At 62.2% G+C, this 23739-nt stretch carries 29 protein-coding genes; 17 read left to right on the top strand and 12 right to left on the bottom strand.

Going from position 1 to position 23739, the window contains the following annotated elements; all coding sequences use genetic code 11:
* Positions 1 to 2 precede the first annotated feature (2 nt).
* The 4 genes from NNA36_RS01570 to NNA36_RS01555 all read left to right on the top strand — a co-directional run bounded on the left by NNA36_RS01570 (position 3) and on the right by NNA36_RS01555 (position 1913).
* The gene (locus NNA36_RS01570; protein ID WP_255103598.1) at positions 3 to 461 is read left to right on the top strand and encodes a DUF6173 family protein; all 459 of its coding nucleotides are present in this window, start codon (positions 3 to 5) and stop codon (positions 459 to 461) included.
* 65 nt (positions 462 to 526) lie between these two features.
* The gene (locus NNA36_RS01565) at positions 527 to 1003 is read left to right on the top strand and encodes a hypothetical protein (protein WP_255103597.1); all 477 of its coding nucleotides are present in this window, start codon (positions 527 to 529) and stop codon (positions 1001 to 1003) included.
* Positions 1004 to 1087: 84 nt separating this feature from the next.
* Positions 1088 to 1222, top strand: a complete 135-nt coding sequence (locus tag NNA36_RS01560; protein ID WP_255103596.1) for an aa3-type cytochrome c oxidase subunit IV — start codon at positions 1088 to 1090, stop codon at positions 1220 to 1222.
* A 34-nt stretch (positions 1223 to 1256) separates the two neighbouring features.
* Positions 1257 to 1913, top strand: a complete 657-nt coding sequence (locus tag NNA36_RS01555) for a hypothetical protein (RefSeq protein ID WP_255103595.1) — start codon at positions 1257 to 1259, stop codon at positions 1911 to 1913.
* On the opposite strand, the gene NNA36_RS01550 is transcribed toward NNA36_RS01555, so the two are convergent.
* Positions 1914 to 2240 (bottom strand): AzlD domain-containing protein, encoded by a 327-nt coding sequence (locus NNA36_RS01550; RefSeq protein ID WP_255103594.1) that lies wholly within the window; start codon positions 2238 to 2240, stop codon positions 1914 to 1916.
* Positions 2237 to 2950, bottom strand: coding sequence for an AzlC family ABC transporter permease (locus NNA36_RS01545; RefSeq protein WP_255103593.1), 714 nt, complete (start codon positions 2948 to 2950; stop codon positions 2237 to 2239). The genes NNA36_RS01550 and NNA36_RS01545 overlap by 4 nt, the downstream gene beginning before the upstream one ends.
* A 46-nt stretch (positions 2951 to 2996) precedes the next feature.
* On the opposite strand from NNA36_RS01545, the gene NNA36_RS01540 reads away from it, so the two are divergent.
* The 4 genes from NNA36_RS01540 (at position 2997) to glp (ending at position 6377) form a co-directional block, all read left to right on the top strand.
* Positions 2997 to 3896 carry a formate dehydrogenase accessory sulfurtransferase FdhD gene (locus tag NNA36_RS01540; protein WP_255103592.1) on the top strand — a complete coding sequence of 300 codons (900 nt, stop codon included), beginning with the start codon at positions 2997 to 2999 and terminating at the stop codon, positions 3894 to 3896.
* Between the two features lie 112 nt (positions 3897 to 4008).
* On the top strand, positions 4009 to 4626 hold the full coding sequence (gene mobA / locus NNA36_RS01535) for a molybdenum cofactor guanylyltransferase MobA (protein ID WP_255103591.1): 618 nt from the start codon (positions 4009 to 4011) through the stop codon (positions 4624 to 4626).
* Positions 4627 to 4629: 3 nt separating this feature from the next.
* Positions 4630 to 5121, top strand: coding sequence for a molybdopterin-guanine dinucleotide biosynthesis protein B (gene mobB / locus NNA36_RS01530; RefSeq protein ID WP_255103589.1), 492 nt, complete (start codon positions 4630 to 4632; stop codon positions 5119 to 5121).
* The gene (gene glp, locus NNA36_RS01525; RefSeq protein WP_255103588.1) at positions 5118 to 6377 is read left to right on the top strand and encodes a gephyrin-like molybdotransferase Glp; all 1260 of its coding nucleotides are present in this window, start codon (positions 5118 to 5120) and stop codon (positions 6375 to 6377) included. The genes mobB and glp overlap by 4 nt, the downstream gene beginning before the upstream one ends.
* Here glp and NNA36_RS01520 read toward each other — a convergent pair.
* Positions 6374 to 7396 (bottom strand): hypothetical protein, encoded by a 1023-nt coding sequence (locus NNA36_RS01520; RefSeq protein ID WP_255103587.1) that lies wholly within the window; start codon positions 7394 to 7396, stop codon positions 6374 to 6376. The two genes, glp and NNA36_RS01520, sit on opposite strands and share 4 nt — an antisense overlap.
* Positions 7397 to 7429: 33 nt before the next feature.
* Complete coding sequence (greA, locus tag NNA36_RS01515) at positions 7430 to 7900, bottom strand: transcription elongation factor GreA (protein WP_255103585.1); 471 nt, start codon at positions 7898 to 7900, stop codon at positions 7430 to 7432.
* 373 nt (positions 7901 to 8273) lie between these two features.
* Here greA and NNA36_RS01510 point away from each other — a divergent pair, with 373 nt between their 5' ends.
* The 4 genes from NNA36_RS01510 (at position 8274) to NNA36_RS01495 (ending at position 13882) form a co-directional block, all read left to right on the top strand.
* Positions 8274 to 9920, top strand: coding sequence for an electron transfer flavoprotein-ubiquinone oxidoreductase (locus NNA36_RS01510; protein WP_255103582.1), 1647 nt, complete (start codon positions 8274 to 8276; stop codon positions 9918 to 9920).
* A 112-nt stretch (positions 9921 to 10032) separates the two neighbouring features.
* Complete coding sequence (locus NNA36_RS01505) at positions 10033 to 11247, top strand: MFS transporter (RefSeq protein ID WP_255103580.1); 1215 nt, start codon at positions 10033 to 10035, stop codon at positions 11245 to 11247.
* 123 nt (positions 11248 to 11370) lie between these two features.
* Positions 11371 to 13080, top strand: coding sequence for a tetratricopeptide repeat protein (locus tag NNA36_RS01500; protein ID WP_255103578.1), 1710 nt, complete (start codon positions 11371 to 11373; stop codon positions 13078 to 13080).
* Positions 13070 to 13882 (top strand): 4-(cytidine 5'-diphospho)-2-C-methyl-D-erythritol kinase, encoded by an 813-nt coding sequence (locus NNA36_RS01495; protein WP_255103577.1) that lies wholly within the window; start codon positions 13070 to 13072, stop codon positions 13880 to 13882. The genes NNA36_RS01500 and NNA36_RS01495 overlap by 11 nt, the downstream gene beginning before the upstream one ends.
* Here NNA36_RS01495 and NNA36_RS01490 read toward each other — a convergent pair.
* Positions 13875 to 14876 (bottom strand): polyprenyl synthetase family protein, encoded by a 1002-nt coding sequence (locus NNA36_RS01490; RefSeq protein WP_255103575.1) that lies wholly within the window; start codon positions 14874 to 14876, stop codon positions 13875 to 13877. The genes NNA36_RS01495 and NNA36_RS01490 overlap by 8 nt on opposite strands.
* Positions 14877 to 14932: 56 nt before the next feature.
* On the opposite strand from NNA36_RS01490, the gene NNA36_RS01485 reads away from it, so the two are divergent.
* The 3 genes from NNA36_RS01485 (at position 14933) to NNA36_RS01475 (ending at position 16329) form a co-directional block, all read left to right on the top strand.
* Positions 14933 to 15148, top strand: coding sequence for a DUF2007 domain-containing protein (locus NNA36_RS01485; protein ID WP_255103573.1), 216 nt, complete (start codon positions 14933 to 14935; stop codon positions 15146 to 15148).
* A 4-nt stretch (positions 15149 to 15152) separates the two neighbouring features.
* Positions 15153 to 15902, top strand: a complete 750-nt coding sequence (locus NNA36_RS01480; RefSeq protein WP_255103570.1) for a tRNA1(Val) (adenine(37)-N6)-methyltransferase — start codon at positions 15153 to 15155, stop codon at positions 15900 to 15902.
* Positions 15903 to 16158: 256 nt separating this feature from the next.
* Entirely contained in the window at positions 16159 to 16329 is a 171-nt protein-coding gene (locus NNA36_RS01475) for a YdcH family protein (protein ID WP_255103568.1), read from the top strand.
* On the opposite strand, the gene NNA36_RS01470 is transcribed toward NNA36_RS01475, so the two are convergent.
* On the bottom strand, positions 16326 to 17189 hold the full coding sequence (locus NNA36_RS01470) for a DMT family transporter (protein ID WP_255103566.1): 864 nt from the start codon (positions 17187 to 17189) through the stop codon (positions 16326 to 16328). The two genes, NNA36_RS01475 and NNA36_RS01470, sit on opposite strands and share 4 nt — an antisense overlap.
* A complete protein-coding gene (gene gcvA, locus NNA36_RS01465; RefSeq protein WP_255103565.1) occupies positions 17186 to 18136 on the bottom strand; it encodes a transcriptional regulator GcvA in 951 nt (316 codons plus the stop codon). Before gcvA ends, NNA36_RS01470 begins: the two co-directional genes overlap by 4 nt.
* 111 nt (positions 18137 to 18247) lie before the next feature.
* On the opposite strand from gcvA, the gene NNA36_RS01460 reads away from it, so the two are divergent.
* Entirely contained in the window at positions 18248 to 18400 is a 153-nt protein-coding gene (locus NNA36_RS01460) for a hypothetical protein (protein ID WP_255103564.1), read from the top strand.
* 83 nt (positions 18401 to 18483) lie between these two features.
* On the opposite strand, the gene phbB is transcribed toward NNA36_RS01460, so the two are convergent.
* The 3 genes from phbB to NNA36_RS01445 form a co-directional block, all read right to left on the bottom strand.
* Positions 18484 to 19209: an acetoacetyl-CoA reductase gene (gene phbB / locus NNA36_RS01455; protein ID WP_255103563.1), complete on the bottom strand. Its 726-nt coding sequence runs from the start codon at positions 19207 to 19209 to the stop codon at positions 18484 to 18486.
* A 198-nt stretch (positions 19210 to 19407) separates the two neighbouring features.
* Positions 19408 to 20583, bottom strand: a complete 1176-nt coding sequence (locus NNA36_RS01450; protein WP_255103562.1) for an acetyl-CoA C-acetyltransferase — start codon at positions 20581 to 20583, stop codon at positions 19408 to 19410.
* A gap of 164 nt (positions 20584 to 20747) precedes the next feature.
* The gene (locus NNA36_RS01445) at positions 20748 to 21566 is read right to left on the bottom strand and encodes an EAL domain-containing protein (RefSeq protein WP_255103561.1); all 819 of its coding nucleotides are present in this window, start codon (positions 21564 to 21566) and stop codon (positions 20748 to 20750) included.
* A gap of 96 nt (positions 21567 to 21662) precedes the next feature.
* Here NNA36_RS01445 and NNA36_RS01440 point away from each other — a divergent pair, with 96 nt between their 5' ends.
* The gene (locus NNA36_RS01440; protein ID WP_255103560.1) at positions 21663 to 22262 is read left to right on the top strand and encodes a DNA-3-methyladenine glycosylase I; all 600 of its coding nucleotides are present in this window, start codon (positions 21663 to 21665) and stop codon (positions 22260 to 22262) included.
* Positions 22263 to 22370: 108 nt separating this feature from the next.
* Here the strand turns inward: NNA36_RS01440 and NNA36_RS01435 are convergent, their stop codons facing one another.
* Entirely contained in the window at positions 22371 to 23300 is a 930-nt protein-coding gene (locus tag NNA36_RS01435; protein WP_255103559.1) for a sterol desaturase family protein, read from the bottom strand.
* A complete protein-coding gene (locus NNA36_RS01430) occupies positions 23297 to 23686 on the bottom strand; it encodes a hypothetical protein (protein WP_255103558.1) in 390 nt (129 codons plus the stop codon). The genes NNA36_RS01435 and NNA36_RS01430 overlap by 4 nt, the downstream gene beginning before the upstream one ends.
* Positions 23687 to 23739 lie beyond the last annotated feature (53 nt).

Genomic DNA, 23739 nt, shown 5'->3' with positions numbered 1-23739 from the left:
CCATGGGTGACGAGATCGAAACGTCGGCAGAAGCGGCCGAAGCTGCTGCGCTGCCGCGCCGCCATGAGGTACATGCAGATCCGAATGTGGAGCCCTGCAAGGATGTTCCCGAGGCGGTGGCCAAGACACCGGTGGCCCAGAAGAGCCCGGCGGAATGGGCCTATGAACGCCTGATCCTCTACATCCAGAACTTCGAAGAACAGCTCGACAACGAGCACGAGGTCGCGATGGGGTTCACCGGCGGGGATGCCGGTGTTCTGCGGATCGAGGGCATGGGCTTTTTCGATCCGGACATGGTGACGTTTTACGGCACTGATTCCTCGGGCATCAAAACCCAGCTGGTGCAGCACGTCAGCCAGCTTTCGGTGATGCTGCGCGCCCTGCCGAAACAGGTGGAACGGGACCAGCCGAACCGCATCGGGTTCCGTCTGGCGGCCGATTTGGGCAAGGTCGGGAACTAGGCCTTTCTGGCACAGGGGGGCGGGCGCCGCCCTGTGCTGCCTCGCGTTTCAAGGGGACAACAGCAATGGAAGAAGCAGCGATTGCGCGGGCCCTGCATGTTCTGGGTGTGGTGCTCTGGATCGGTGGTGTGGGATTCGTGACGACGGTTCTCTTGCCTTCGGTGCGGCGCATGAAAGATCCGGCTGAACGGGTGGCGTTCTTTGAGGCGATTGAGGGGCGGTTTGCCTGGCAGGCGCGGGGGACGACCCTGCTTGTGGGGCTTTCGGGGCTTTTCCTTGTGCATCACTGGGGGCTTTGGTACCGGTTCATTGATCTGGAGTATTTCTGGATGCACCTGATGGTGCTGGTCTGGCTGGTGTTTTCGGTGATGCTGTTCGTGGCCGAGCCCCTGTTCCTGCATCGCTGGTTTCACGAACGGTCCAAGTCCGATCCGGAAGGCACGTTCCGCATCATCCAGCGCATGCATTGGGTGCTTTTGACCCTGAGCCTCGTCACCGTGCTGGTTGCGACGGCAGGAAGTCACGGTGGGTTGGCGTTCTGACAGCCTGCGCCGCATTGACGTGGTGACAGGGCGGATCGAATCCGCTATCCAGCTAAAAAACACGATTTGCTGAGGAAACGCGAAATGGCTGATCACAAACACGGCTCGATGAACATCGACGTTCAGGAAAAAACCTTTGCCGGCTTCATCAAGGCTTCGACCTGGGTGGCAGGCGTGTCGATCGGGATCCTGATCTTCATGGCGCTGGTCAACGGCTGATCTGATCCGTTTTTTCCCTTTCCGGGGGTATCTCATGTTTCGAGTGGTTCGCCTTTGTATGGCGTTGGCGGCGGTCGGGTTTCTGGCCGCCTGCGCAGTTAACGAAGACTCCGGCGTGGATCTGAACGTGGCCGACGTGGCCTATGTACACGATGGCCCCACGCGCCTGACCCTTTACACCATGGTGTCGAATGACACCGGGGCGGGCGCACATACTTCTCTTCTCATCAACGCATCGCAGCGTGTTGCCTGGGACCCCGCGGGGAGCTTTCGGGCCGATACCATCGTGTCGCGCGGGGATGTGGTTTATGGCATGACGCCCGCGATGGTGGACGTCTACACGCGCTTTCATGCGCGAGAGACCTATCACGTGATCATTCAGGAACTGGATGTATCGCCCGAGGTGGCCGAGATCGCATTGCGCCGGGCGCAGGCGATGGGTGCGCAGCCGCAGGCGACCTGCGCCCTGAGCACGGCCGAGTTGTTGCGCGGCGTGCCGGGGTTCGAGGATATGCCTTCGTCCTACTATCCCCGCAAACTTGAGGAAGCCTTTGCCCGCAAGGGGCCGGTGACGCGCGAGTTGTTTGAATACGACGGCGACGACAAGTCGAAGGTGCTTGAGGCTTATAATGCGCAGCGCGTGGCCGAGACCCGCGCGCGTCGCAAGGCAGAGGCCGAAGCGGCCGAGTAATCAGCCCAGCAGGTAGAGCAGTCCGTAAAGCGTTGCCGCGCCGCCGGTGATGCTGAGGATGACGTTCTTTGTGAAGTATCCCAGACCCAGCGTGACAAAGGCCGCGGCCATGCGGGCGGGATCGGTTTCGCCGCCGGTGGCCGCGGGCCACATGACGGCGGGCGCCACAAGACCGGGCAGGACCGCGACTGCGGTATAGCGCAGGTGGCGCAGGATCCACGGCGGCATATCCCTGTCGCCGATGATGCCGGTAAAGACAAAGCGCAGCCCGAAGCTGCCGAGGCCAAGGCCGATGATCACGATCCAGAGGGTTGTGGAGTCGATCATTTCGCGGCCCTCCGTTCCGTCCAGAGTTCAACCTGTGCACCGGTGATCATGCCGCCGATGCCCGCGACCATGAGGCCGAGGTTGTAGGGCACCCATGCAAAGGCGATGGACAGGGCGACCGAAACAAAGGCAGCCGCGATATGGGCCGGTGTGCGCAGCATCGGGCCGATCATCGCGAGGAAGGTGATCGGGACCGCAAAGTCGATGGCGAATTCCGGCGGGATCGACTGGCCGACAAGGGCGCCGATCAGCGTGAAGAGATACCAGTTCGGGCAGATCGCCGTGACCACGCCAAAGAAGTAGGCGAGGCGGTCGGGCACTGTCATCTCGGGGCGGGTTTCATATTGGACGATCGACAGGGCGTAGGACTGATCGACGGTGAAATAGGCGGCGAAGGCGCGTTTCCAGAGAGGCGCGGCCCCGATGTAGGGCGTTAGAGACGCCGAATACATCGCCATGCGCAGGTTCACCGCCAGCGCCGAGGCGAGCACGATGATGGTGGGTGCGTTCTCGGACATCAGTTGCAAGGCGGTGAACTGGGCCGCGCCGGCGATCACCACGATCGAGAAGGCCATTGTCTCGTAGACATTTAGTCCCGCTTCGGTGGCGATCACCCCGAAAAGCAGGGCAAAAGGACCGACCACGATGGTGAACGGCAGCCCGTCGCGAAAACCTTTCCAATAGGCGGATTTGGTGCTGGAGGATGCCATCTCGGGACCATAGATTGATGAAGTGCGTCCGAACCGACGTAATACGATGGGAGCGGAGTTTCAATTGGCCACGCGTGATGATGTTTCCGACTATGTGATTGCCCCCGACCCAGAGCGGGCGGGGCTGACGCGCGCCGTTGAGGGCGTGGACCAGAACGGCGAGGCGATGGGCATCGCCGTGGTCGAGGAGCGGCCCCTGACGATCTACCTTAACAGTCAGGAGATCGTGACGGCGATGACCATCGGGGATTTCCCCGAGTACCTAGCGCTCGGGTTCCTGCGCAATCAGGGCATGTTGAGCGAGACCGACGTTGTGACTCGCGTGGATTTCGACGAAGAGCTGGAGACCGTCGTGGTGCGCACCGAGGTCGAGACCAGCCACGAAGAAAAGCTGAAGAAGAAGACGCGGACCTCGGGCTGTGCCGTGGGGACGGTGTTCGGCGACATGATGGAGGGGCTTGAGGGGGTGATCCTGCCGCAGACGCAGGTGAAGACCTCGGACCTTTACGCGCTGGCGCACCGGATCAACCGCACGCCGTCGCTTTATCTCGAGGCGGGTGCCATTCATGGCTCGGTCCTGTGCGAGGGGGCGCGGCCCCTGGTCTACATGGAGGACGTGGGCCGCCATAACGCGGTGGACAAGATCGCGGGCTGGATGTTCGACGAAGGTGTATCGGGCGTGGACAAGGTGCTTTACACCACCGGGCGGCTGACCTCGGAGATGGTGATCAAGACGGCACTGATGGGCATTCCGGTGCTGGCGTCCCGTTCGGGGTTTACCGCCTGGGGCGTAGACATCGCGCGGCAGGTGGGTCTGACCTGCATCGGCCGGATGCGCGGGCAGCGGTTTGTCTGCCTGTCGGGGAATGAGCGGCTGGTGCGGGATGTGGACCCGTCGACGGTTCCGGACGAGGGCAAGAAGCATCGCCGGAAGAGTGCTGAATGATCTGTTCAGGGCAGGGGACGTCCGCGGGCGGAAGCGAAGCGCCCGCCCATGGGGGCGGACGGGCGCTGCCCGGTCTGGCGACCGGGCTTGGTAAATTTGATGGAGACCTCACATGACTGACCCTCTTGGCGTTATCCTTGCGGGTGGTCTCTCGTCCCGGATGGGCGGGGGCGACAAGGGGCTGCTTGATCTGGACGGGCGGTCGATCCTTGGTCATGTGGTGGACCGGCTCGCGCCGCAGTGTGGGGCGATGGCGCTGAATGCCAATGGCGATCCGGCGCGGTTTGCGGAACTGGACCTGCCTGTATTGCCGGATAGTATTGATGGCTTTGTTGGGCCGTTGGCAGGCGTGCTGGCGGGTCTCGACTGGGCCGCGGGTGAAGGGGCCGAGATGATCGTGACCGCAGCCGCGGACACGCCGTTTTTCCCCGAGACGCTGGTGGCGGACTTGATGCAGGCCGCGGACGGGATGGCGGCACCGCTGGCGCTGGCGGCAACGCGGGACCCCGAAAGTGGCAAGTTGTGGCGGCAGCCGACCTTTGGCCTGTGGCCGGTGGCCTTGCGCGATGATCTGCGTGCCGCGCTTGAGGGGGGATTGCGCAAGGTGGTGATCTGGACCGACCAGCACGGGGCGAGGACCGTGGAATTCCCGATGGAACAGGTTGATCCCTTCTTCAACGTGAACACGCCGGAAGACCTCGACACGGCCCGGCAACTTGCCCAAGGTTGAGCGATGAAGATTTACGGAGTGACCGGCTGGAAGAACGCCGGAAAGACCGGGTTGATGGAACGTCTGGTGAGCGAGATCACCGGGCGCGGGTTCACCGTGTCGACGCTGAAGCACGCCCATCACGCCACCGACGCGGACCAGAAAGGCACCGACAGCTATCGCCACCGCGATGCCGGGGCGCAGGAGGTTCTTTTGGCTTCGGGCAAACGCTGGGCGCTGATGCACGAGTTGCGCGGTGCCGAGGAGCCTTCGCTGGAGGCGCTGTTGGCGCGGATGTCGCCGGTTGATCTTGTGCTGATCGAGGGGTTCAAGCGCGAACCGCATCCCAAGGTCGAAGCTTACCGCGAGGCCGCCGGAAACCCGTTGATCGCGCGTGAGAACGATACGGTGCGCGCCATTGCTACCGATACGCCGCTCGATATCGATCGGGTGCAGTTCGATCTGGATGACACCAGCGCAGTGGCCGATTTCATTTTGCAGGAGGTTGGCCTGTGACCCTGACACCCCCGCCACTCAAGAACGATTGTTTTGCCCTGCCGCCGGGCACACACTGGACGCCGGTGGATGAGGCGCTGGCAGAGTTGAAGGCGCGGTTGCATGCGGTGACGGGGGTGGAAACCGTGGCTCTGGATGCGGCGCTGGATCGGGTGCTGGCCGAAGATGTGGTGGCCGCGCGGTCGAACCCGCCGCAGCCAAACACGGCGGTGGATGGCTATGGGATGCGCCATGCCGATATCGTCGAGGGGCCGCAGGTGCTGCCGCTGGTCGACGGGCGGTCGGCGGCGGGTGCGCCGTTTGAGGGTGTCCTGCCCGAGGGCCATGCGGTGCGCGTGTTGACGGGGGCGACCCTGCCAGAGGGCGTGGATACGGTGATCCTTCAGGAGGATGTGACGACCAACGGGGCCGAGATTGCCTTTCACGGGCCGCTGAAGGCAGGCGCGAACACCCGCAAGGCGGGTGAGGATGTGGCGGCGGGGGATGTGATCCTGTCGGCAGGGCGGGTCCTGACACCGGCCGATCTGGCGCTTTTGTCGGCCACGGGCACGGCCGAGGTGCAGGTGCGCAGGCGGTTGCGGGTGGCGGTTGTCTCGACGGGCGATGAGCTGGCCGAGCCGGGCAGCGTGGCACGGGCGGACCAGATTTACGATGCCAACCGTCCAATGCTTTGTGCAATGATCCGGCGGTTCGGATTCGAGGCCGTGGACATGGGCCGCGCGCCGGATGATCGCGCGAAACTGTCGGCGTTTCTGGACGGGGCGGCGGCGCGGGCTGATGTGATCCTGACGTCGGGCGGCGCTTCGGCAGGGGACGAGGATCATCTCTCGGCGCTGCTGAACGAGACCGGATCAATGACCCTGTGGCGGATCGCGATCAAGCCGGGGCGGCCGCTGGCGCTTGGCCTCTGGCAGGGAACGCCGGTTTTCGGATTGCCGGGCAACCCCGTAGCGGCGATGGTCTGCACCTTGGTTTTTGCACGACCCGCAATGGGCCTTTTGGCGGGGCAGGGCTGGCAAGAGCCGATGCGTCTTTCGCTGCCGGCGGCGTTCTCGAAGAACAAGAAACCGGGGCGGCGCGAGTATCTGCGCGCACGTCTGGTGGATGGGGCGGTCGAGGTGTTCCAGTCGGAAGGGTCTGGCCGGATTTCGGGGCTGTCCTGGGCGACGGGATTGGTGGAATTGCCGGATGAGGCCGCGGTGATTGCGCCGGGCACGCCGGTCACGTTCATTCCCTACGAGGGGTTTGGTCTCTAGTCGAAAATCCCCGCGACCCGGCCCAGCAGCATGAAGGCGCGGGCGGTGCGGGTGTCGGAAAGGGCGACGATTTCGGCGTCCGAGGCGGCCTCTTCGAATTCCACGAAGGTCTTGTCGAAGCGGCGCATGAAGTGGTGCGCGGCGTCGCGGAAAATCGGGTCCTGTTTCATGCGGCCTGCGGTCAGGGCAAGGGACGAGCGATCCCGCACACCGCCCAGTTGGGCGATGATGCGACCGCGTTCGCCGCTGGCAAAGCGCCGCCAGATTTCCGGTCGGGCCGGATCGGGGCGCAGATCGTCCATGTAGATGCCATCCTGACTGAGGAGGGTCAGCACGTCCTGGCTTGCCTGGATCAGCTGCGAGGCCTGACGATCCTTGAGGGCGCGGCGCAGGGCGGCAAAGCCGTCCTTGTCCTCGGCGTTTTCGGGGAAGTTCAGGGCGCGGATGAAATCCTCGCGTTCCAGTGGAGGGGTCAGGTCTTCGGCGGGGGTGCCAAGGGCGAGAAGCCCCTGATCTTCGGCGATCTGCTCCACCACGGGCGTTTCCACCGGCTTGCGGATGCCGCGATCGCGGTCGTTGCTGCGCGAGGTGGTGAAGGTGGCCAGTGCGGTTTCGGTTTTGCGCTGCGCGGCGGCGATCTCGTCAAGCTTGCGCTGAACGGTGGGTTCGTGCGCCTGCGAGAACCCCTGTTGCTGGCTCACGTAGGTGCGGCGCATCCCGTCGATGGCGGCCTGAAGGCGCTGGCTTTCCTCGCGCATGACACGGCTTGAGCGGGCGGCGGTGGCCGCCACCCAGATCATCGCGACCGGCATGAAGATCGCAACCATGGTCATGACAAAACGCAGGGCATCGGGTTCTGCCGTGCCCGAGCCAAGGGTCAGAAAGAAGGCGGCGGACCCGCCAAGCCAGACAAGGCTGAGCACCAGCGCGATCACCTCGACACCGGTGACCGACTTGGGGGCCGGCTGCCGGTTGATGTCGAGATGTGTCTCGGTCTGTTTGCCGGTGCTGTCGCTCATGCCGGTTTCTGTCACCTCGCTTGTGCCGATCCCCTATTTATAGGCGATCTCAAGCACCTCGTAGCTTTTTTCTCCGCCGGGGGTACGGACCTCGACGCTGTCGCCTTCTTCCTTGCCAATCAGCGCGCGCGCGATGGGCGACTTGATGTTGAGGAGGCCCTTTTCAACGTTGGCTTCCATCTCGCCGACGATCTGCCATGTTTTTTCCTCGTCGGTGTCTTCGTCGACAAGGGTGACGGTGGCGCCGAACTTGATCGAGCCGGAGAGCGTGGTCGGGTCGATGACATCGGCCAGCGAAATCGCGCCTTCGAGTTCCTTGATGCGGCCCTCGATAAAGCCCTGCTTTTCGCGGGCAGAGTGATACTCGGCGTTTTCCTTGAGGTCGCCAAGTTCACGCGCCGAGGCGATGGCCTCGATGATGGCGGGGCGTTCGACCGACTTCAGATGTTTCAGTTCCGCTTCCAGCGCCGTGAAACCGGCGCGCGTCATCGGGAGTTTTTCCATGAGTTGCTATCACACTTTCTTGTTCTTGCGTCCGTGGCGCGCAGACCTCGGAATTCAGCGGTGCAAATACCTGACCCAAACGCGAATGTGAATGCAAGTAAAAGCGGACTTTCTGCGTCGCGGCATCCGGGTTTCGATGCGGGGCTGCTCAAAAGGCGGGAGACCGTAAAAATACGGTGATTCACGCAATTTGGGGCATTTTCACCTGCAGCAGGACCATCCCTGAGCCGGACGGAGGAAAAAACTGTCGAATTCCCCAGCGTTCTGTCCGTTAAACGGCACTTTCCTGTCGCGTTCCGATTGACGTTTTGTTCCCAGACGCGCTAGCAACTGCGAAACAATATTTCTCCAGCCACTCGAGGAAGGAAGCCGGATGTCCGAGATCGAACGCGAAGCAATGGAATATGACGTTGTCATCGTCGGTGCAGGCCCTGCGGGTCTGTCGGCGGCGATCCGTCTGAAGCAACTGGATGCCGACCTGAACGTCGTGGTCCTTGAAAAGGGCTCGGAAGTGGGCGCGCACATCCTGTCGGGTGCGGTTCTCGACACCTGCGGTCTCGACAAGCTGATTCCGGACTGGAAGGACAAGGGTGCCCCGATCACGGTGCCGGTGAAAGAAGACAACTTCTACATGCTGGGTGAAGCTGGCGAAGTGCGCATCCCGAACTTCCCGATGCCGCCGCTGATGAACAACCACGGCAACTATATCGTGTCGATGGGCAACGTCTGCCGCTGGATGGCAGAGCAGGCGGAAGAGCTGGGCGTGGAAATCTTCCCCGGCATGGCGTGTTCGGAACTGGTCTACGGTGACAACGGTGAAGTCAAAGGCGTTGTTGCCGGTGTCTTCGGTTTGGAAGAAGACGGCTCGATCGGCCCGAACACCGAACCGGGCATGGAGCTGCACGGCAAGTACGTGTTCATCTCGGAAGGTGTGCGCGGGTCGCTGGCCAAGGAAATCATCGGCAAATACGACCTTCAGGCGGGTAAAGAGCCGCAGAAGTTCGGCGTTGGCATGAAAGAGATCTGGGAGATCGACCCGGCCAAGCACAAGGAAGGCACCGTTACCCACACCATGGGCTGGCCGCTGGGTTCGAATGCTGGTGGTGGCTCGTTCATCTACCACCTCGACAACAACCAGGTTTACATCGGTTTCGTGGTTCACCTGAACTACAAGAACCCGCACCTCTTCCCCTACATGGAATTCCAGCGCCTCAAGCATCACCCGATGATTGCCGAGCTGCTGGAAGGCGGCAAGCGCGTGGCCTATGGCGCGCGTGCGATCTCGGAAGGTGGCTATCAGTCGATGCCGAAGATGGTGGCTCCGGGTGCGGCTCTGCTGGGCTGTTCGGTGGGCATGGTCAACGTGCCGCGCATCAAGGGCAACCACAACGCGATGCTGTCTGGTATCGCGGCGGCGGAAGCGGCTGTTGAAGCGATCAAGGCTGACCGTTCGGGTGATGAGCTGACCGCCTACGAAGAAGAAGTTCGTACCGGCGCCATCGGCAAAGACCTCAAGAAAGTGCGCAACGTGAAGCCGATCTGGTCGAAGTGGGGCCTGATGGCATCGCTGACGCTGGGTGGTCTGGACATGTGGACCAACACGCTTGGTTTCTCGCTGTTCGGCACGTTGGGTCACGGCAAGAACGACGCGGATTCGACCGAAGCCGCCGACAAGCACAAGCCGATCGATTATCCCAAGCCCGATGGCAAGCTGTCGTTTGACCGCCTGACCAACGTGTCCTTCGCGATGACCAACCACGAGGAAAGCCAGCCGTGCCACCTGCGCCTGGCGGATGCCTCGGTGCCGATCAACGTGAACCTTGCGAAATTCGACGAACCGGCGCAGCGCTATTGCCCGGCGGGCGTTTACGAGGTCGTCGAGAAAGACGGCCAGCCCGAGTTCGTGGTGAACTTCCAGAACTGTGTTCACTGCAAGACCTGTGACATCAAGGACCCGAGCCAGAACATCACCTGGGTCACCCCGCAGGGTGGCGACGGCCCGAACTATCCGAACATGTGATCCGATTTGGATCTTGGGGGAAGGGCTGCTTTTGGGCGGCCCTTTTTCTTTGCCCTGATGGCGGTGACATTCTGCTTGCGTCGACTCGGGGCGCGGGGCAACGCTTTGGCCGATGAACATGCGTGCCTTTCTTTTCGAGAATGCCCCCTATCTGACGGTCGGGGTGCTTCTGACCTTCCTGTCGAGTTTCGGGCAGACCTTCTTCATTTCGATCTTCGCCGGTGAAATCCGTGAGGCCTTTGATCTGAGCCACGGGGAGTGGGGTGGTCTTTACATGATCGGGACGTCGCTCTCGGCGCTGGTCATGGTCTGGGCCGGTAGCCTGACCGATGTGTTCCGGGTGCGCGGCCTTGGGCCGGTGATCCTTGTCGGGCTTGCGCTGGCCTGTGTGGCGATGGCCGTGAACCCCTATGCGGCGCTGTTGCCGGCGGTGATCTTTGCCCTGCGGTTCTTTGGGCAGGGCATGAGCAGCCATATCGCGGTGGTGGCGATGGCGCGCTGGTTCGTGGCGCAGAGGGGGCGGGCGCTGTCGATTGCCACCCTGGGGTTCTCGGTGGGTGAGGCGCTGTTGCCGCTGATCTTCGTGGCGCTGATGGTGTTGTTTGACTGGCGTCTTCTGTGGCTGATCGGGGCGGTGCTGTGCCTGATGGGCGGGCCGATCCTGTTCTGGCTTCTGGGTAAGGAACGCACGCCGCAGATGCTTGCCAACGGGGACAGCAATACCGGCATGGAGGGGCGGCATTGGCGGCGGCGTGAGGCGTTGCGCCATCCCCTGTTCTGGACCCTTGTGCCTTCGGTTCTCGGACCATCGGCCTTTGTTACGGCGTTCTTCTTTCACCAGGTGCATTTTGCCGAGATCAAGGGCTGGAGCCACGTGCAGCTGGTGGCCTTCTTTCCGCTTTATACGCTGGTGTCGATTGCGGCGATGATTGCCTCGGGCTGGGCGCTGGACAAGGTGGGGACGGGGCGGCTGATGCCGTATTTCCAACTGCCGATGGTCGCGGCCTTCCTCGTGTTTTCCGTGGCCTATGGGCCGGGTGCAATGGCGGTTGGGTTTGTTCTGTTCGCGATGACCACGGGCGCGAATGCCACATTGCCCGCGGCCTTCTGGGCCGAGTTCTATGGCACGGCGCATATCGGGGCGATCAAGGCGCTTGCGGCGGCTGTGATGGTGCTTGGGTCGGCCATCGGGCCGGGGCTGACGGGGTGGTTGATCGACATTGGCGTGGGGCTTGAGGTGCAGTTTTTCGGTGTCGCCGGGTATTTCCTTCTGGCCTCGGGGGTGATGGCCATGGGCATTGCCAGGGCGCGCATATCCCTGGGGTGAGCGTGGATGTGCCGAAACTGGCATCGCAAGAGGTGAAACCCGCGTGATCTGCAGCTTTGTGCCATTGCACAGCCTTGGTCGGGTGAGTACCTTTTGCGGGACGTGCCTTTGAAGGAGCCGCCCGTGTCCAGTTCCCTGATCCGCAAACTTACCCTTTCCCTGCTGTTGGCCACCACGGCCGTTCCGGTGGCTGCCGACGGGTTGTCGGGCAGTTACCTTGCAGCGCGGCAAGCGGCCTTTGCGAGCGACTACGAGGCGGCGGCGCGCTACTATGCGCGGGCTCTGGCGCGCGATCCGTCGAACCCGAAAATCCTTGAGAGTGCGGTTCTGGCGTACCTGTCGCTTGGGCGGCTGGACGGGGCGATGCCGATTGCGCGCAAGCTTGTGGCCGAAGAGCAGGAAAGCCAGTTGGCCAATCTTGTTCTGGCAACGGGGCAGGCACAGCGGGGCGAGTTTTCGAACCTTCTGGCGGACATCGAGGATGGCAAGAGCATCGGTCCGCTGGCGGATGGGTTGATCAAGGCCTGGGCGCATCTTGGGGACGGCGATGTTTCCAAGGCGCTGGCCGAGTTCGATCAGGTTGGTGAAGAGCCGGGTCTTGCGGGGTTCGCGGCCTACCAGAAGGCCCTCGCGCTGGCATCCGTCGGGGACTACGAGGGCGCGAACGAGATTTTTTCGAACGAAGGGCAGGGGGCGGTTCAATTGACGCGCCGCGCGGTGATGGCGATGGCGGAAGTCTTGAGCCAGCTTGACCGGAATGCCGACGCGATCCAATTGCTTGACGACATGTTCGGCGGCGATCTGGATCCGAGCCTGCGGGCGACACATGATGCGTTGACGTCGGGCAAGATGATCCCCTTTACCTATATCCGCAGTGCCACGGACGGGATTGCCGAGGTGTTCTACAGCATCGGCAACGCGCTCCAGCATGAGGCCTCGCCGGATTATACGCTGCTTTATGCGCGGGCCGCCGAGTACCTGCGCCCGGATCATTTCGAGGCGCTTTTGCTGACCGCAGGATTGCTTGAGGAACTGGGCCGGTATGAGCTGGCGACAGAGACCTACAAGAAAGTGCCTGCGGATCACCCATCGTATCACGCGGCGGAACTGGGGCGGGCGGATGCCTTGCGCCGGTCGGGCAAGGACGAGGCGGCGATCGAGGTGCTGGAGCAACTGGCCCGCAGCCACGGAGAGTTGTCGATCGTGCATTCCTCGCTGGGCGATTTGTTCCGTCAGCAGCGCGACTATGAGGCGGCAACCGAAGCCTATGACCGGGCGCTGGACCTTGCGGACGAGGCCGACAATTCAAAGTGGTTCCTGCTCTATGCCCGTGGCATCTGCCACGAGCGCACGGGCGCGTGGGACAAGGCCGAAGCAGATTTTCGCGCGGCGCTTGAGCTGCGCCCCGAGCAGCCGCAGGTTCTGAACTATCTTGGTTATTCGCTGGTCGAGAAGCAGATCAAGCTGGACGAGGCGCTGGACATGATCGAGCGTGCCGTCGCGGCACGGCCGGACAGCGGCTATATCGTCGACAGCCTTGGTTGGGTGCTGTACCGTCTTGGCCGCTATGAAGAGGCGGTTGAGCATATGGAGCGGGCGGCCGAGTTGATGCCGGTGGATCCGGTGGTGAACGATCACCTTGGCGATGTGTACTGGGCTGTTGGCCGGGTGTTGGAGGCCGAGTTCCAGTGGCGGCGTGCGCTGTCTTTCGTGGATGAAGAAACCGAGGAAGAGGCCAAGCCGGACCGCATCCGCCGCAAGCTGGAAGTGGGGCTTGATCTGGTGCTCGAGGAAGAGGGCGCAGCGCCCCTGAAGGTGGCCGATGGCGACTGAGGCATTTGCGCCCGCCAAGATCAACCTGACCCTGCATGTGACCGGCCAGCGCAAAGATGGCTATCACCTTCTGGATTCGCTGGTGGTGTTTGCCGTTGTCGGTGATCGGGTGACCTGTGCGCCCGGTGAGATGTCTTTGCAGGTGACCGGCCCCCTGTCCGAAGGGGTGCCAACCGATGGCCGCAACCTTGTCTGGCGCGCGGTGGAGGCGCTGGGGGCAGAGGCGCGTATCACGCTTGAAAAGCACCTGCCTGCGGCGGCGGGAATTGGTGGTGGGTCGTCTGATGCGGCTGCGGTGATGCGGGCGGTCTGCGAGATGCTTGGGGCGGAGATGCCCGAAGATCGCGGCCTTTCGCTTGGGGCGGATGTGCCGGTTTGTACGCTGGCGCGGGCTGCCACGATGCGCGGGATCGGAGAGGAGATTGCGCCGGTGGCCGATGTGCCGGAATTGCCTGCGGTTCTGGTCAATCCGCGCGTGGAGGTTCCCACGCCAGCCGTTTTCAAGACGCTGGCAACCAAGGACAATCCGCCGATGGGGGCGATCCCTGCCGGATTGGGTGTGGTGCCGTTCTGCGCGTGGTTGGCGACACAGCGCAATGACCTTGAGCCGCCCGCGCGGGTGGTAGAGCCGGTGATCGACAGGGTTCTGGAGGCTTTGGACGGCGCGCTGCTGGCGCGGATGTCGGGGTCGGGCGCGACGTGTTTCGGGATCTATGAAACGCAAAACGCCGCCCGTGAGGCGGCGCTGCGTATTGCCGAGGACAACCCCGACTGGTGGGTTGTGGCGACCAAGCTTAGTTGACGCGGGCCACTACGTAATCGGCCAGATCAATCAGCAGGGTGCGGATTTCATGGTCGGGCAGGGTGGCGATGGCGTCTTTTGCCTTGGCCGCCCAGGCCAGCGCGTCTTCGCGGGTGGCGGACAGGGTGTCGTGCTTGTTGAGCAGCGACAGGGCGTGTTCTAGATCGCCCTCGTCCTGTTTGCCCTTTTCGATGGTCTTGACCCAGAAGGCGCGCTCGGCGTCGTCCGCCTTGGCCACGGCCTTGATAACCGGCAGGGTCAGCTTGCGTTCGCGGAAATCGTCGCCGACGTTCTTGCCGGTGGCCTTGGTGTCGCCCTGATAGTCGAGCAGATCATCGACGATCTGGAAGGCAATGCCAAGCGCGTCGCCGTAATCGAACAGCGCCTGAACATGGGCCGGATCGGCATCGGCAATGACGCCGCCGACTTCGGTTGCGGCCGAGAACAGGGCGGCGGTCTTGCCGCGCACCACTTGCAGGTAGATGCTTTCGTCGGTGCGCAGGTCCTGTGCGGCGGTGAGTTGCAGCACTTCGCCTTCGGCAATGGTGGCCGAGGCGTTCGACAGGATGCGCAGCACGTCGATCGAGCCGGTTTCCGTCATCAGCTGGAACGAGCGCGAGAACAGGTAGTCACCGACCAGAACCGAGGACTTGTTGTCCCACAAGAGGTTGGCGGTGGGGCGGCCGCGGCGCTGCGCGCTTTCGTCGACCACGTCATCGTGCAGCAGGGTCGCGGTGTGGATGAATTCCACGGTGGCGGCGAGGTGGATGTGGTAGGGGCCGTCATAGCCGCAGAGGCGGGCGGCCGCGAGGGTCAGCATCGGGCGCAGGCGCTTGCCGCCAGCCCCGACAAGGTGGGCTGTCACTTCGGGAATTCGGGGGGCGTGTTCGCTGGCCATCCGTTCCGTGATGAGTGTGTTCACGGCCTCAAGTTCAGAGGCCAAAAGGGCGCTGAGCGCCTCATGCGGTTTTGTGGCAGCTTGATCCAAACCCATCACTTCCCTGTCACAGGTCTCGACATTGGGTCAGACCTGCCCTTACATCCCCAGATATGAAAGAGCTTCTGCGTAGCAACGACCCGACGATCATCGCCTTTGCCCAAGCACTCCTTCGAGGGGAGGGTATAGACTGCTTTGAAATGGACGTAAATATGAGCGTTCTGGAAGGCGGGATCGGGGTTTTCCAGCGTCGGTTGATGGTGCGGACGGACGATCTTGCCGCCGCTGAACGGGCGATGCGCGACAACGATATTCCCCTGGGGCGCTGAGGCGATGGAGACCACCGAAAATGCCTATCTTGATGGGCGGGTGACGATCCGCCAGCCGGCGCGGGGGTATCGGGCTGGCGTTGATCCGGTGTTGCTCGCGGCGTCGGTTCCTGCGCGGGCCGGACAATCGGTGCTTGAGCTGGGGTGCGGGGTTGGTACGGCCTCCTTATGTCTTGGATGGCGGGTGGCAGGCCTTTCGATTCTCGGTGTGGAAGTGCAGGCGGCTTATGCCGATCTGGCGCGTGATAACGCGGAGGTGAACGGGCAGCAGATGCAGGTGGTGACCTGTGACCTGTCCGAGATGCCAGCGGACTTGCGGCAGAGGCAGTTTGATCACGTGATTGCCAACCCGCCCTATTTCGACCGCACGGCCAGCACCGCAGCCACGGATGCCGGGCGCGAGGTGGCAATGGGAGAGGATACGCCGCTCGAGGTCTGGGTGGATGTGGCTGCGCGGCGGTTGGCGCCGAAGGGGTTTGCCACCTTCATCCATCGGGCCGAGCGGCTGCCCGATCTGCTTGGGGCCATGCAGGGGCGGTTGGGATCGCTTCAGGTACTGCCCATGCAGGCGCGCGCGGGACGAGAGGCCAACCTTGTTCTGGTGCGCGGGCGCAAGGGCGGGCGGGCGGCGTTTCGTCTGCATGCGGCGGTAATGTTGCACGAGGGCGCGGCGCATTTGCAGGATGGCGAGGACTATTCCAAACCCGTCCGGGCCGTTTTGCGTGATGGTGCGGCGCTGGCTTTCCCGCTTTGAGGGCAGGATTGCATTGATTGGAAAGCGGGTATTCCGTGGATTTATGGCATGGTTTCCGGTCGGGGAGGGTGCGCGAATCCCCAAGGAAACAAGGCTGTTCGCGGCAGGTTTCTACGAAAGATTCATGAAGGCGGCAGGTTTTTCGGCACAAATCCACTTAGTGTCGCCAAATTGATGCGCTTGCCGCGTGACAGACCGGAAAAAGTGTGCTGCACTGGTCTGGCTGATAAAAAACTCAATTGAGAGGAGGACTCCTATGAGCGTGAGCTCGCATCTGGAAGAATTGAAACGCAAACACGAAGCCCTCTCGGAACAAGTCGAAAATGAACAACGCTCGCCCGGTTCGAGCGATCTCGACATTGTTGAAATGAAGAAACAGAAACTCAAGCTCAAGGAAGAGATCGAGCGTCTTTCGGTCTCGGCTTAAGCCTTCAGGCTGGCGCGCGCGGCAATGACCGCGCCGCCAGTGATCAGGACAGTCGCCGCCAATAGCATCCAGGTTGGCTCGGCAATCCCAACCCCCACCAGAACCAGTGTCGACAAGAGCGGAGCCGCATAGGAGGCGGTGCCGAGCAGTTGAATGTCGCCACGTTTCACCCCGATATCCCAGACATAGAAGGCAAGGCCAACAGGGCCGAGGCCAAGGGCTATTGCAGAGGCCCAGCCAAGGGTTCCCGCAGGCCAGACGGTGACTTCCAGTGCGACGTGCATAAGGGCCGAGAGGATCGCGGTTGCCACGCAGAAGACGGCGACGGTGTCGGTGGGGGCGTCGCCGATACGGCGTGACAGGACGGAATAGCCGGACCATGTGAGGGCGCAGAGCAGGGCGAGCAGGTAACCGGGCAGGGCCTCGGCGTTGAAGCCGCCGCTGCCGCCTTGAATGATCAGGGCCGCGCCGAGAAAACCGCAGACCGCCCCGAGCAGGTGCCCTTTGCGCAGGCGTTCACCGGGTAGCAGACCCGAAAACAGCACGATCAGGAGCGGCCAGAGGTAGGCGATCAGCCCGGCTTCGGCGGCGGGGGCAAGGCGCAGCGCGCTGAAATAGAGGGCGTGGTAGCCGAACAGGCCCAGTGTTCCGAAGGCGTAGATTTTCCAGCTGACCTGCCGCAGTTTGGCGAATCCGCCGGTGCGCCATGTCCAGATCAGGCCAATGGTGCCGCCGATGCTGAAGCAGATCGCGTTTAGCAACAGCGCCGGGGTGGGTGCCGTGCCCACGGTGAACAGGGCCAGAAGCGACCAGAGAAGGACGGCAACGAAACCAATGGCAGTTGCGCGGGTGGGGGTCATGGCGGGGGGATGTCCTCGATCGGGGTGATGGTCAGTGCCTCGGTAACTGGCGTCAGCTTGGCGATTTCGTCAAGCATCCATTCGCGGAAGGCCGCGATATGTGGGCGGTTTTCCGTCCCCTCGCGGCAGAGGAAGCGGAAACGGGCCTGTAGGCCGATGGCATGGGGAAATGGCGCGACAAGGCGGCCTTCGTCGATGTCCTTGACCACGAGCGCACGACGACCGAGGGCCACTCCCGCGCCGGCAAGGGCCGCGTCGATGGAGTGATCTGCGCCGTTGAAGCGTGGGCCGTGTGCGGCGTCTATGTCGAGGTTCATCAAGCGGAACCAAGCTGCCCAATCCACCTGTGGGCGCAGGAAGGCGATGGATTCGTCGTGGATCAAGGTTGCGTTGCGCAGGGACTCGGGCGTCGGGAAACGCTCTGCCATGTCCGGTGTCATCACGGGCACCACCCATTCGCCAGCCAGCGGGTGCATCCAGAGGCCCGGGTCCTGTTGGTCGAGACCGAAGCGGATGGCCACATCAACTTCGTCACGGGCAAAGTCGAGATTGCGCAGCGTGGCCGAGAAACGCAGGTCGATGTCGGGATGAGCGCGGGCAAATTCATAGAAACGGGGTGCCAGCCATTTCGCGGTGAACGCAGGGCCGGCGGTGACCATCAGCGTGACCTCGTTGGTCAGGCGCTGGGCACTGCGCCAGGCGGTGTTGAGGGACTGGAACCCATCGGTGACGCCCGGGGCAAGAGCGCGGCCAGCCTCGGTCAGTTCCACGGCGCGGTTCAGGCGGTGGAAAACCGGCGCGCCAAGGTGATCCTCGAGTGACTTGATCTGGAAGGACAGCGCTGCCGGGGTGACGTGCAATTCCTCGGCGGCCTTGGCGAACGACATGTGACGCGCGGCGGCCTCGAAGGCGCGCAGGGCTGTCAGGGGAGGGAGACGATCAGACATATTCACTTAAGTACAGCTTAACTGAATGCCTGAAAAGTCTCGTTTGTAGGTTTTAATACACAGGCGCATATTGGTTTCAGTTCAATGATGCTTGCCCAAGGAGGCCTGGAAATGACTGAAGCGACCGCAAATCCCCGCATTCACGCTGCCATGCAGGCGGCCCATGAGGAACGTGCCAAGGTGTTTGGCCAGATCCTGGCCTGGGTGTTCCGATCCCGCAATGTTCCGCTGAACCAGCCGGTTCTTACGGAGCCGTGCCGCTGAGTTCGGTTTGCCGAACACTTACGGTGCAAAAGGAAAGGGCCGGTCGCAGGACCGGCCCTTTGCGTTTTCGTGTCTGATGCGGATCAGACGAAGAACTGGGCACCGTTGGCCGAAATTGTCGAGCCGTTGATGAAGCCCGCATCGTCAGAGGCGAGGAACGCCACGCAACGTGCGATTTCTTCCGGCTCGCCGAGGCGACCTGCCGGGATCTGCGGGATGATGTGCTCGTTCAGAACCTTCTCGGGAATGGCGCGAACCATCTCGGTGCCGATGTAGCCGGGGCAGACTGCGTTGGCGGTGATGCCTTTGCGCGCGCCTTCCTGGGCCAGCGATTTCACGATGCCGAGGTCACCCGCTTTGGTGGCGGCATAGTTGACCTGGCCGGCCTGGCCTTTCTGGCCGTTGATCGACGAGATCACGATGATGCGGCCAAAGCCACGCTCGCGCATGCCGGGCCATACGGGGTGAACGGTGTTGAACACGCCGGTCAGGTTGGTGTCGATCACCTGCTGCCACATTTCCGGGGTCATCTTGTGGAAGGCTGCGTCACGGGTGATGCCCGCGTTGGCGACGACAACGTCGATCGCGCCCAGCTCTTCTTCGACCTTGGCGATGCCTGCGGCCGAGCTTTCATAGTCGCCGACGTTCCACTTGTAGGTCTTGATACCGGTCTCTGCGGTGAACTTGGCCGCGGCCTCGTCGTTACCCGCGTAAGTGGCGGCAACAGTGTAACCGTCGGCTTGCAGTTTTTTCGAAATCGCTTCACCGATGCCGCGCGAACCGCCGGTTACGAGTGCTACTCTTGCCATGGTCTTCCTCCAGTCTGGCGTATGTCTTCAAGTAATTCTGTTACGCAGAAATTGCTGTGTGTGCAACATTGTTGCGTGCGCTTTTTGCCGCAACGCAGCTATTTCTGGCAATTGGATGCAATAAAAGGATGTCACTGGTACGAAAAAGGGCGCCTTTTTAGGCGCCCTTATGAGAATCATCGTTGCAGGGCGCGCAAATTAGGGGCGCTCAAGGCACATTGCCACGCCCATGCCGCCGCCGATGCAGAGGGTTGCGAGGCCTTTCTTGGCGTCGCGACGCTTCATTTCGAACAGCAGGGTGTTGAGGATACGTGCGCCCGATGCGCCGATCGGGTGACCGATGGCGATGGCGCCGCCGTTCACGTTCACGATGGCCGGATCCCAGCCCATGTCCTTGTTCACGGCGCAGGCCTGTGCGGCGAAGGCTTCGTTGGCTTCAACGAGGTCCAGATCGCCAACGGCCCAGCCGGCTTTGTCCAGTGCCTTGCGCGATGCGTAGATCGGGCCAACGCCCATGATCGACGGGTCGAGGCCGGCGGTGGCGTAAGAGGCGATGCGGGCCAGAGGTTCGATGCCGCGCTTCTCGGCTTCTTCGGCAGTCATCAGCAGGGCGCCAGCGGCGCCATCGTTGAGGCCCGATGCGTTCGCCGCGGTAACGGTGCCGTCCTTGGTGAAGGCCGGGCGCATCTTGGCCATGGCTTCGAGGTTGGCGCCGTGGCGGATGTATTCGTCGCTGTCGACCACGATGTCGCCCTTGCGGGTCTTGACGGTGTGGGCAACGATTTCGTCGGCGAACTTGCCGGCCTTCTGGGCGGCTTCGGCTTTGTTTTGCGAACCGACGGCGAATTCGTCCTGAGCGTCGCGGCTGATCTGCCACTGTTCGGCAACGTTTTCGGCGGTCTGGCCCATGTGGTAGCCGTTGAAGGCATCCCACAGACCGTCGCGGATCATCGAGTCGATGTATTTCACGTCACCCATCTTGGTGCCCGCGCGCAGGTGCGCAACGTGGGGCGAGAGGGTCATGTTTTCCTGACCACCGGCGGCTACGATCGATGCGTCACCCAACTGGATGTGCTGTGCTGCCAGAGCAACGGCGCGCAGGCCCGAGCCACAAACCTGGTTGATGCCCCAGGCGGCGCTTTCCTTGGCGAAGCCGGCGTTGATGTGGGCCTGACGGGCGGGGTTTTGACCCTGACCACCGGTCAGAACCTGACCGAGGATGGTTTCGGAAACCTCGGATGCGTCGACTCCGGCGCGTTCCACCAGAGCCTTGAGCATGGTGGCACCCAGATCGTGTGCGGGAGTGTTGGCGAACGAGCCGCCAAAGCTGCCGACAGCGGTACGGGCTGCCGAGGCGATAACTACGTTGGTCATGTGTTTGTCCTCTACCAAATGACAAGGTCAAAGGTGTTGGGTCGCGCCCATTAAAACAAGCGGTCTTCCGTGCCTTTGTCGCGTTCCATAGCGGATTCGCCGCATTGCGGCAACGGACACTCTGTCTCAGGCGCAAGAATGTTTCATCTTTTGACGCTTTTTGATCATTTCTTTGATTTCCAGGAGGGCGAAACAGTCGGTGCTCCAAAGAGAAATCCCTGGAGGCAGTCGAACCCGAGAGCCGCGAGCGTCTGTGCGTCCTCGGGGTGTTCAACCCGGCTGGCGACGGTGAACATGTCGAGCTTTCTGGCCATTGAGGCCAGTGCACCAGCAATGGCCTGATTCTCGGTATCCGCGTGGATGTTGCGGGTGAATTGGCCGTCGAGCTTGAGAATATCGAAAAAGAACTCGCGAAAATAGCGGAAATTGGTAAAGCCCGATGCGAAGTCGTCAAGCGCGAAGGAAATGCCTCTGGCCTTGAGGTCATCCATGAAGTCGACTACCAGTTCCGGTACCTGCATGGCGGAGGGTTCCGAGATTTCGAGGATCAGCCGCTCGGCAACATCCGGGCGGGTTTTCGTTTTTGAATTCAGTATCTTGAGCCATTGGCCATAGCCGATGGAGCGGGCGGACATGTTGATGGATAGCTTGAGATCGGGATGGGCGGCCAGCGTGTCGAGGCCGAATTCGAGAGACAGGCAATCCAGCTGGCGACCGAGTTCATTGTCTTCGACCGTACCCATGAATTCGCGGGCCGGGATGATGCGGCCGGTTTCGTCGAGGACGCGGAGGAGGGCCTCGTGAAAAACGGGGGTGCGCATGTCGGTGGCGCGAACGACGGGTTGATAGGCCAAAAGCACCTGTTTGTGGTGGATCGCCTCACGCACCATGTCGAGCGTGCGGGCGTCGCGGCGGGAGAGGGCGAAAGAGAGGGGATCTTCCTGTCCCGGAGGGATGTCGGAGGTTTTGCGCGGCTGTCCCATATGCCTTCCCATGTTGCGGTTTGCGCAAGAATGCCGCCTAATCCGTAAACAAGCGCCTAAAGGCGTGATTTGAGACGAATTGAGCGGGGATGCGGGATGAACGAAAGATGTGGCTGGGCCGGGCCGGAAGAAATCTACATCCACTATCACGACACGGATTGGGGCGTGCCGGAGTATGACAGCCGTGCGCTATGGGAAAAGCTGATCCTCGACGGGTTTCAGGCGGGGTTGAGCTGGATCACCATCCTGAAGAAGCGCGAGAACTTTCGCGAGGCTTTTCAGGGGTTTGATCCCAATGTGATTGCCGAATGGGGCGAGGGTGAGGTGCTGCGCCTGCTGGAGAATCCCGGCATCATCCGGCATAGGGGCAAGATCGAGGCCACCATCGCAAATGCCCGCGTCTGGCAGGAGATCGAGGCCGAGGAGGGCTTTGACCACTACCTCTGGAAACACGTCGATTTTGCCCCCCTTCAGAACCGCTGGGTGACGCAGGCGGATGTGCCGACGCAGACACCGCTTTCACAGGCGATATCCAAGGATCTCAAGAAGCGCGGGTTCAAGTTTTGCGGGCCGACGATTGTCTATGCCTTCATGGAAGCGGTGGGGATGGTGAATGACCACCTTGTGGGCTGTCCCTGCCATGAAAAAGTGGCGGCTTTTGCGCGGGAAAACCCCTTTCCGCGACTCAAAGGTTAAAGGCGAAAACAGGCAAAAACCGCGCGTCGGTGCCACGTCGGTATTACGTCGGTATTGCGACGGTGCAGCCTGCCACCCGGGTGACATTAAGGCGGCGCACGGCCGGACTTATTGAAAGCCCGGCGTGCCCGCGTCTTCGGGGTGGCGTTTGAGGTGGTTGGCTTTCATCTTTTCAGCGTTGATGCGCTTGCCGTCGTGGCTCCAGCCCGGAGGGGCGACGGCATAGAGCAGGCGTTCGCGCAGGGTGAGGCCCTTGCGGGACATGTCCTTGAAGATGGCGACCCATTCATGGAAGGCAACGCGCAGCGGGTTGAAGGTGCCGAGGTTGTGGACGAGGCCGTAATCGACTTTGTCGTGGTCCTGTTCGGGCACGAAGGTGCCGAAGATCTTGTCCCAGATGATGAAGACGCCGGCATAGTTGCAATCGAGGTAGCGCGGGTTGCGGCCGTGGTGCACGCGGTGGTGCGAGGGGGTGTTCATGATGGCTTCGAACCAGCGGGGCATTTTGTTAATTGCCTCGGTGTGAATCCAGAACTGGTAGATCAGGTTCAGGCCGCCGCAGAACAGCACCATGGCCGGATGGAAGCCGACAAGGATCAGCGGCGCGCGGACAACCATCATGAAGGTGAAGGTGTAGGTCCATGTCTGGCGCAGCGCGGTGGTCAGGTTGTAGTGCTGCGACGAATGGTGATTGACGTGGCTGGCCCAGACCCAGCGGACGCGGTGGCCAAAGCGATGCACCCAGTAGTAGCGCAGGTCGTCGAGAACGAAGCAGATCAGCACCACCCACCAGCTTGTTCCGAGGTCGAGGGGGGTGATTTCCCAAAGGACCATGAAGAAGCCCCAGGCGATGAAGCCCAGAAGGATGCCCGATGCCACGTTGCCCGCACCCATGATGAGCGAGGTGATGGCGTCGCGGGTCTCGTAGCGGCCGCCCTTGCCGGTGCTGCGAATCCAGATCAGTTCGAACAGGATGGCGGCGATGAAGAAGGGCACGGCGAGGCTGACGACATCGGGGTATGTGAGGGTATCTGTCATAGGCTGTTCATGGCCTCCTGCCATTTTGCGAGGTCTGCCGTGGTCAGGGTGATCTCTACCTGCGGCGCGCCGAAATCGGGAAGGTCTATGCGCAGGCCGGAGGGGGTAATGGTGGTCTCGTGATCCCGCAGCAGGCGCGAGACGGTATCGTCGCCAAAGCACCAGGTGAGGCCCGCGCGGTTGCCGAGAAGAATCAGCGCCGCCTTGGCGTCACTCGACATCAGGATGTCTTGCGGCGGGGTATTGGGAAATTCCCGCGCCCAGGCCCTGCGGACGTCGTCTTCGGAGCGGAAGTGGCGCGGGGCGGTGAGGCCCAGCCGGTGCAGGAGCAACGCGATTCCCGCGATGCCCAGAACAACCAGTGGTCCCAATATCTCCAATGGCATGTGTCTCTCTCCCTTGCCCAAGTAAGTGGCAGGCAGAGGGGGCTGTCAAAGGT

The organism is Shimia sp. CNT1-13L.2 (assembly GCF_024331145.1).
GTDB lineage: Bacteria > Pseudomonadota > Alphaproteobacteria > Rhodobacterales > Rhodobacteraceae > Shimia.
The sequence above is the reverse complement of the archived record's forward strand: the minus strand, read 5'-3'. Positions and strand labels throughout refer to the sequence as shown.

What these genes read in the sequence shown, in the direction of transcription:
- NNA36_RS01470 (WP_255103566.1), bottom strand. Translation starts at nt 17,189, where the DNA reads ATGACCCCCACCCGCGCAACTGCCATTGGTTTCGTTGCCGTCCTTCTC.
- NNA36_RS01555 (WP_255103595.1), top strand. Translation starts at nt 1,257, where the DNA reads ATGTTTCGAGTGGTTCGCCTTTGTATGGCGTTGGCGGCGGTCGGGTTT.
- NNA36_RS01565 (WP_255103597.1), top strand. Translation starts at nt 527, where the DNA reads ATGGAAGAAGCAGCGATTGCGCGGGCCCTGCATGTTCTGGGTGTGGTG.
- NNA36_RS01430 (WP_255103558.1), bottom strand. Translation starts at nt 23,686, where the DNA reads ATGCCATTGGAGATATTGGGACCACTGGTTGTTCTGGGCATCGCGGGA.
- NNA36_RS01475 (WP_255103568.1), top strand. Translation starts at nt 16,159, where the DNA reads ATGAGCGTGAGCTCGCATCTGGAAGAATTGAAACGCAAACACGAAGCC.
- NNA36_RS01560 (WP_255103596.1), top strand. Translation starts at nt 1,088, where the DNA reads ATGGCTGATCACAAACACGGCTCGATGAACATCGACGTTCAGGAAAAA.
- phbB (WP_255103563.1), bottom strand. Translation starts at nt 19,209, where the DNA reads ATGGCAAGAGTAGCACTCGTAACCGGCGGTTCGCGCGGCATCGGTGAA.
- NNA36_RS01570 (WP_255103598.1), top strand. Translation starts at nt 3, where the DNA reads ATGGGTGACGAGATCGAAACGTCGGCAGAAGCGGCCGAAGCTGCTGCG.
- NNA36_RS01490 (WP_255103575.1), bottom strand. Translation starts at nt 14,876, where the DNA reads ATGGGTTTGGATCAAGCTGCCACAAAACCGCATGAGGCGCTCAGCGCC.
- NNA36_RS01545 (WP_255103593.1), bottom strand. Translation starts at nt 2,950, where the DNA reads ATGGCATCCTCCAGCACCAAATCCGCCTATTGGAAAGGTTTTCGCGAC.
- NNA36_RS01445 (WP_255103561.1), bottom strand. Translation starts at nt 21,566, where the DNA reads ATGGGACAGCCGCGCAAAACCTCCGACATCCCTCCGGGACAGGAAGAT.
- NNA36_RS01550 (WP_255103594.1), bottom strand. Translation starts at nt 2,240, where the DNA reads ATGATCGACTCCACAACCCTCTGGATCGTGATCATCGGCCTTGGCCTC.
- NNA36_RS01540 (WP_255103592.1), top strand. Translation starts at nt 2,997, where the DNA reads ATGGGAGCGGAGTTTCAATTGGCCACGCGTGATGATGTTTCCGACTAT.
- gcvA (WP_255103565.1), bottom strand. Translation starts at nt 18,136, where the DNA reads ATGTCTGATCGTCTCCCTCCCCTGACAGCCCTGCGCGCCTTCGAGGCC.
- NNA36_RS01440 (WP_255103560.1), top strand. Translation starts at nt 21,663, where the DNA reads ATGAACGAAAGATGTGGCTGGGCCGGGCCGGAAGAAATCTACATCCAC.
- NNA36_RS01505 (WP_255103580.1), top strand. Translation starts at nt 10,033, where the DNA reads ATGAACATGCGTGCCTTTCTTTTCGAGAATGCCCCCTATCTGACGGTC.
- NNA36_RS01450 (WP_255103562.1), bottom strand. Translation starts at nt 20,583, where the DNA reads ATGACCAACGTAGTTATCGCCTCGGCAGCCCGTACCGCTGTCGGCAGC.
- greA (WP_255103585.1), bottom strand. Translation starts at nt 7,900, where the DNA reads ATGGAAAAACTCCCGATGACGCGCGCCGGTTTCACGGCGCTGGAAGCG.
- NNA36_RS01520 (WP_255103587.1), bottom strand. Translation starts at nt 7,396, where the DNA reads ATGAGCGACAGCACCGGCAAACAGACCGAGACACATCTCGACATCAAC.
- mobA (WP_255103591.1), top strand. Translation starts at nt 4,009, where the DNA reads ATGACTGACCCTCTTGGCGTTATCCTTGCGGGTGGTCTCTCGTCCCGG.
- NNA36_RS01485 (WP_255103573.1), top strand. Translation starts at nt 14,933, where the DNA reads ATGAAAGAGCTTCTGCGTAGCAACGACCCGACGATCATCGCCTTTGCC.
- NNA36_RS01435 (WP_255103559.1), bottom strand. Translation starts at nt 23,300, where the DNA reads ATGACAGATACCCTCACATACCCCGATGTCGTCAGCCTCGCCGTGCCC.
- NNA36_RS01510 (WP_255103582.1), top strand. Translation starts at nt 8,274, where the DNA reads ATGTCCGAGATCGAACGCGAAGCAATGGAATATGACGTTGTCATCGTC.
- NNA36_RS01495 (WP_255103577.1), top strand. Translation starts at nt 13,070, where the DNA reads ATGGCGACTGAGGCATTTGCGCCCGCCAAGATCAACCTGACCCTGCAT.
- NNA36_RS01480 (WP_255103570.1), top strand. Translation starts at nt 15,153, where the DNA reads ATGGAGACCACCGAAAATGCCTATCTTGATGGGCGGGTGACGATCCGC.
- NNA36_RS01460 (WP_255103564.1), top strand. Translation starts at nt 18,248, where the DNA reads ATGACTGAAGCGACCGCAAATCCCCGCATTCACGCTGCCATGCAGGCG.
- mobB (WP_255103589.1), top strand. Translation starts at nt 4,630, where the DNA reads ATGAAGATTTACGGAGTGACCGGCTGGAAGAACGCCGGAAAGACCGGG.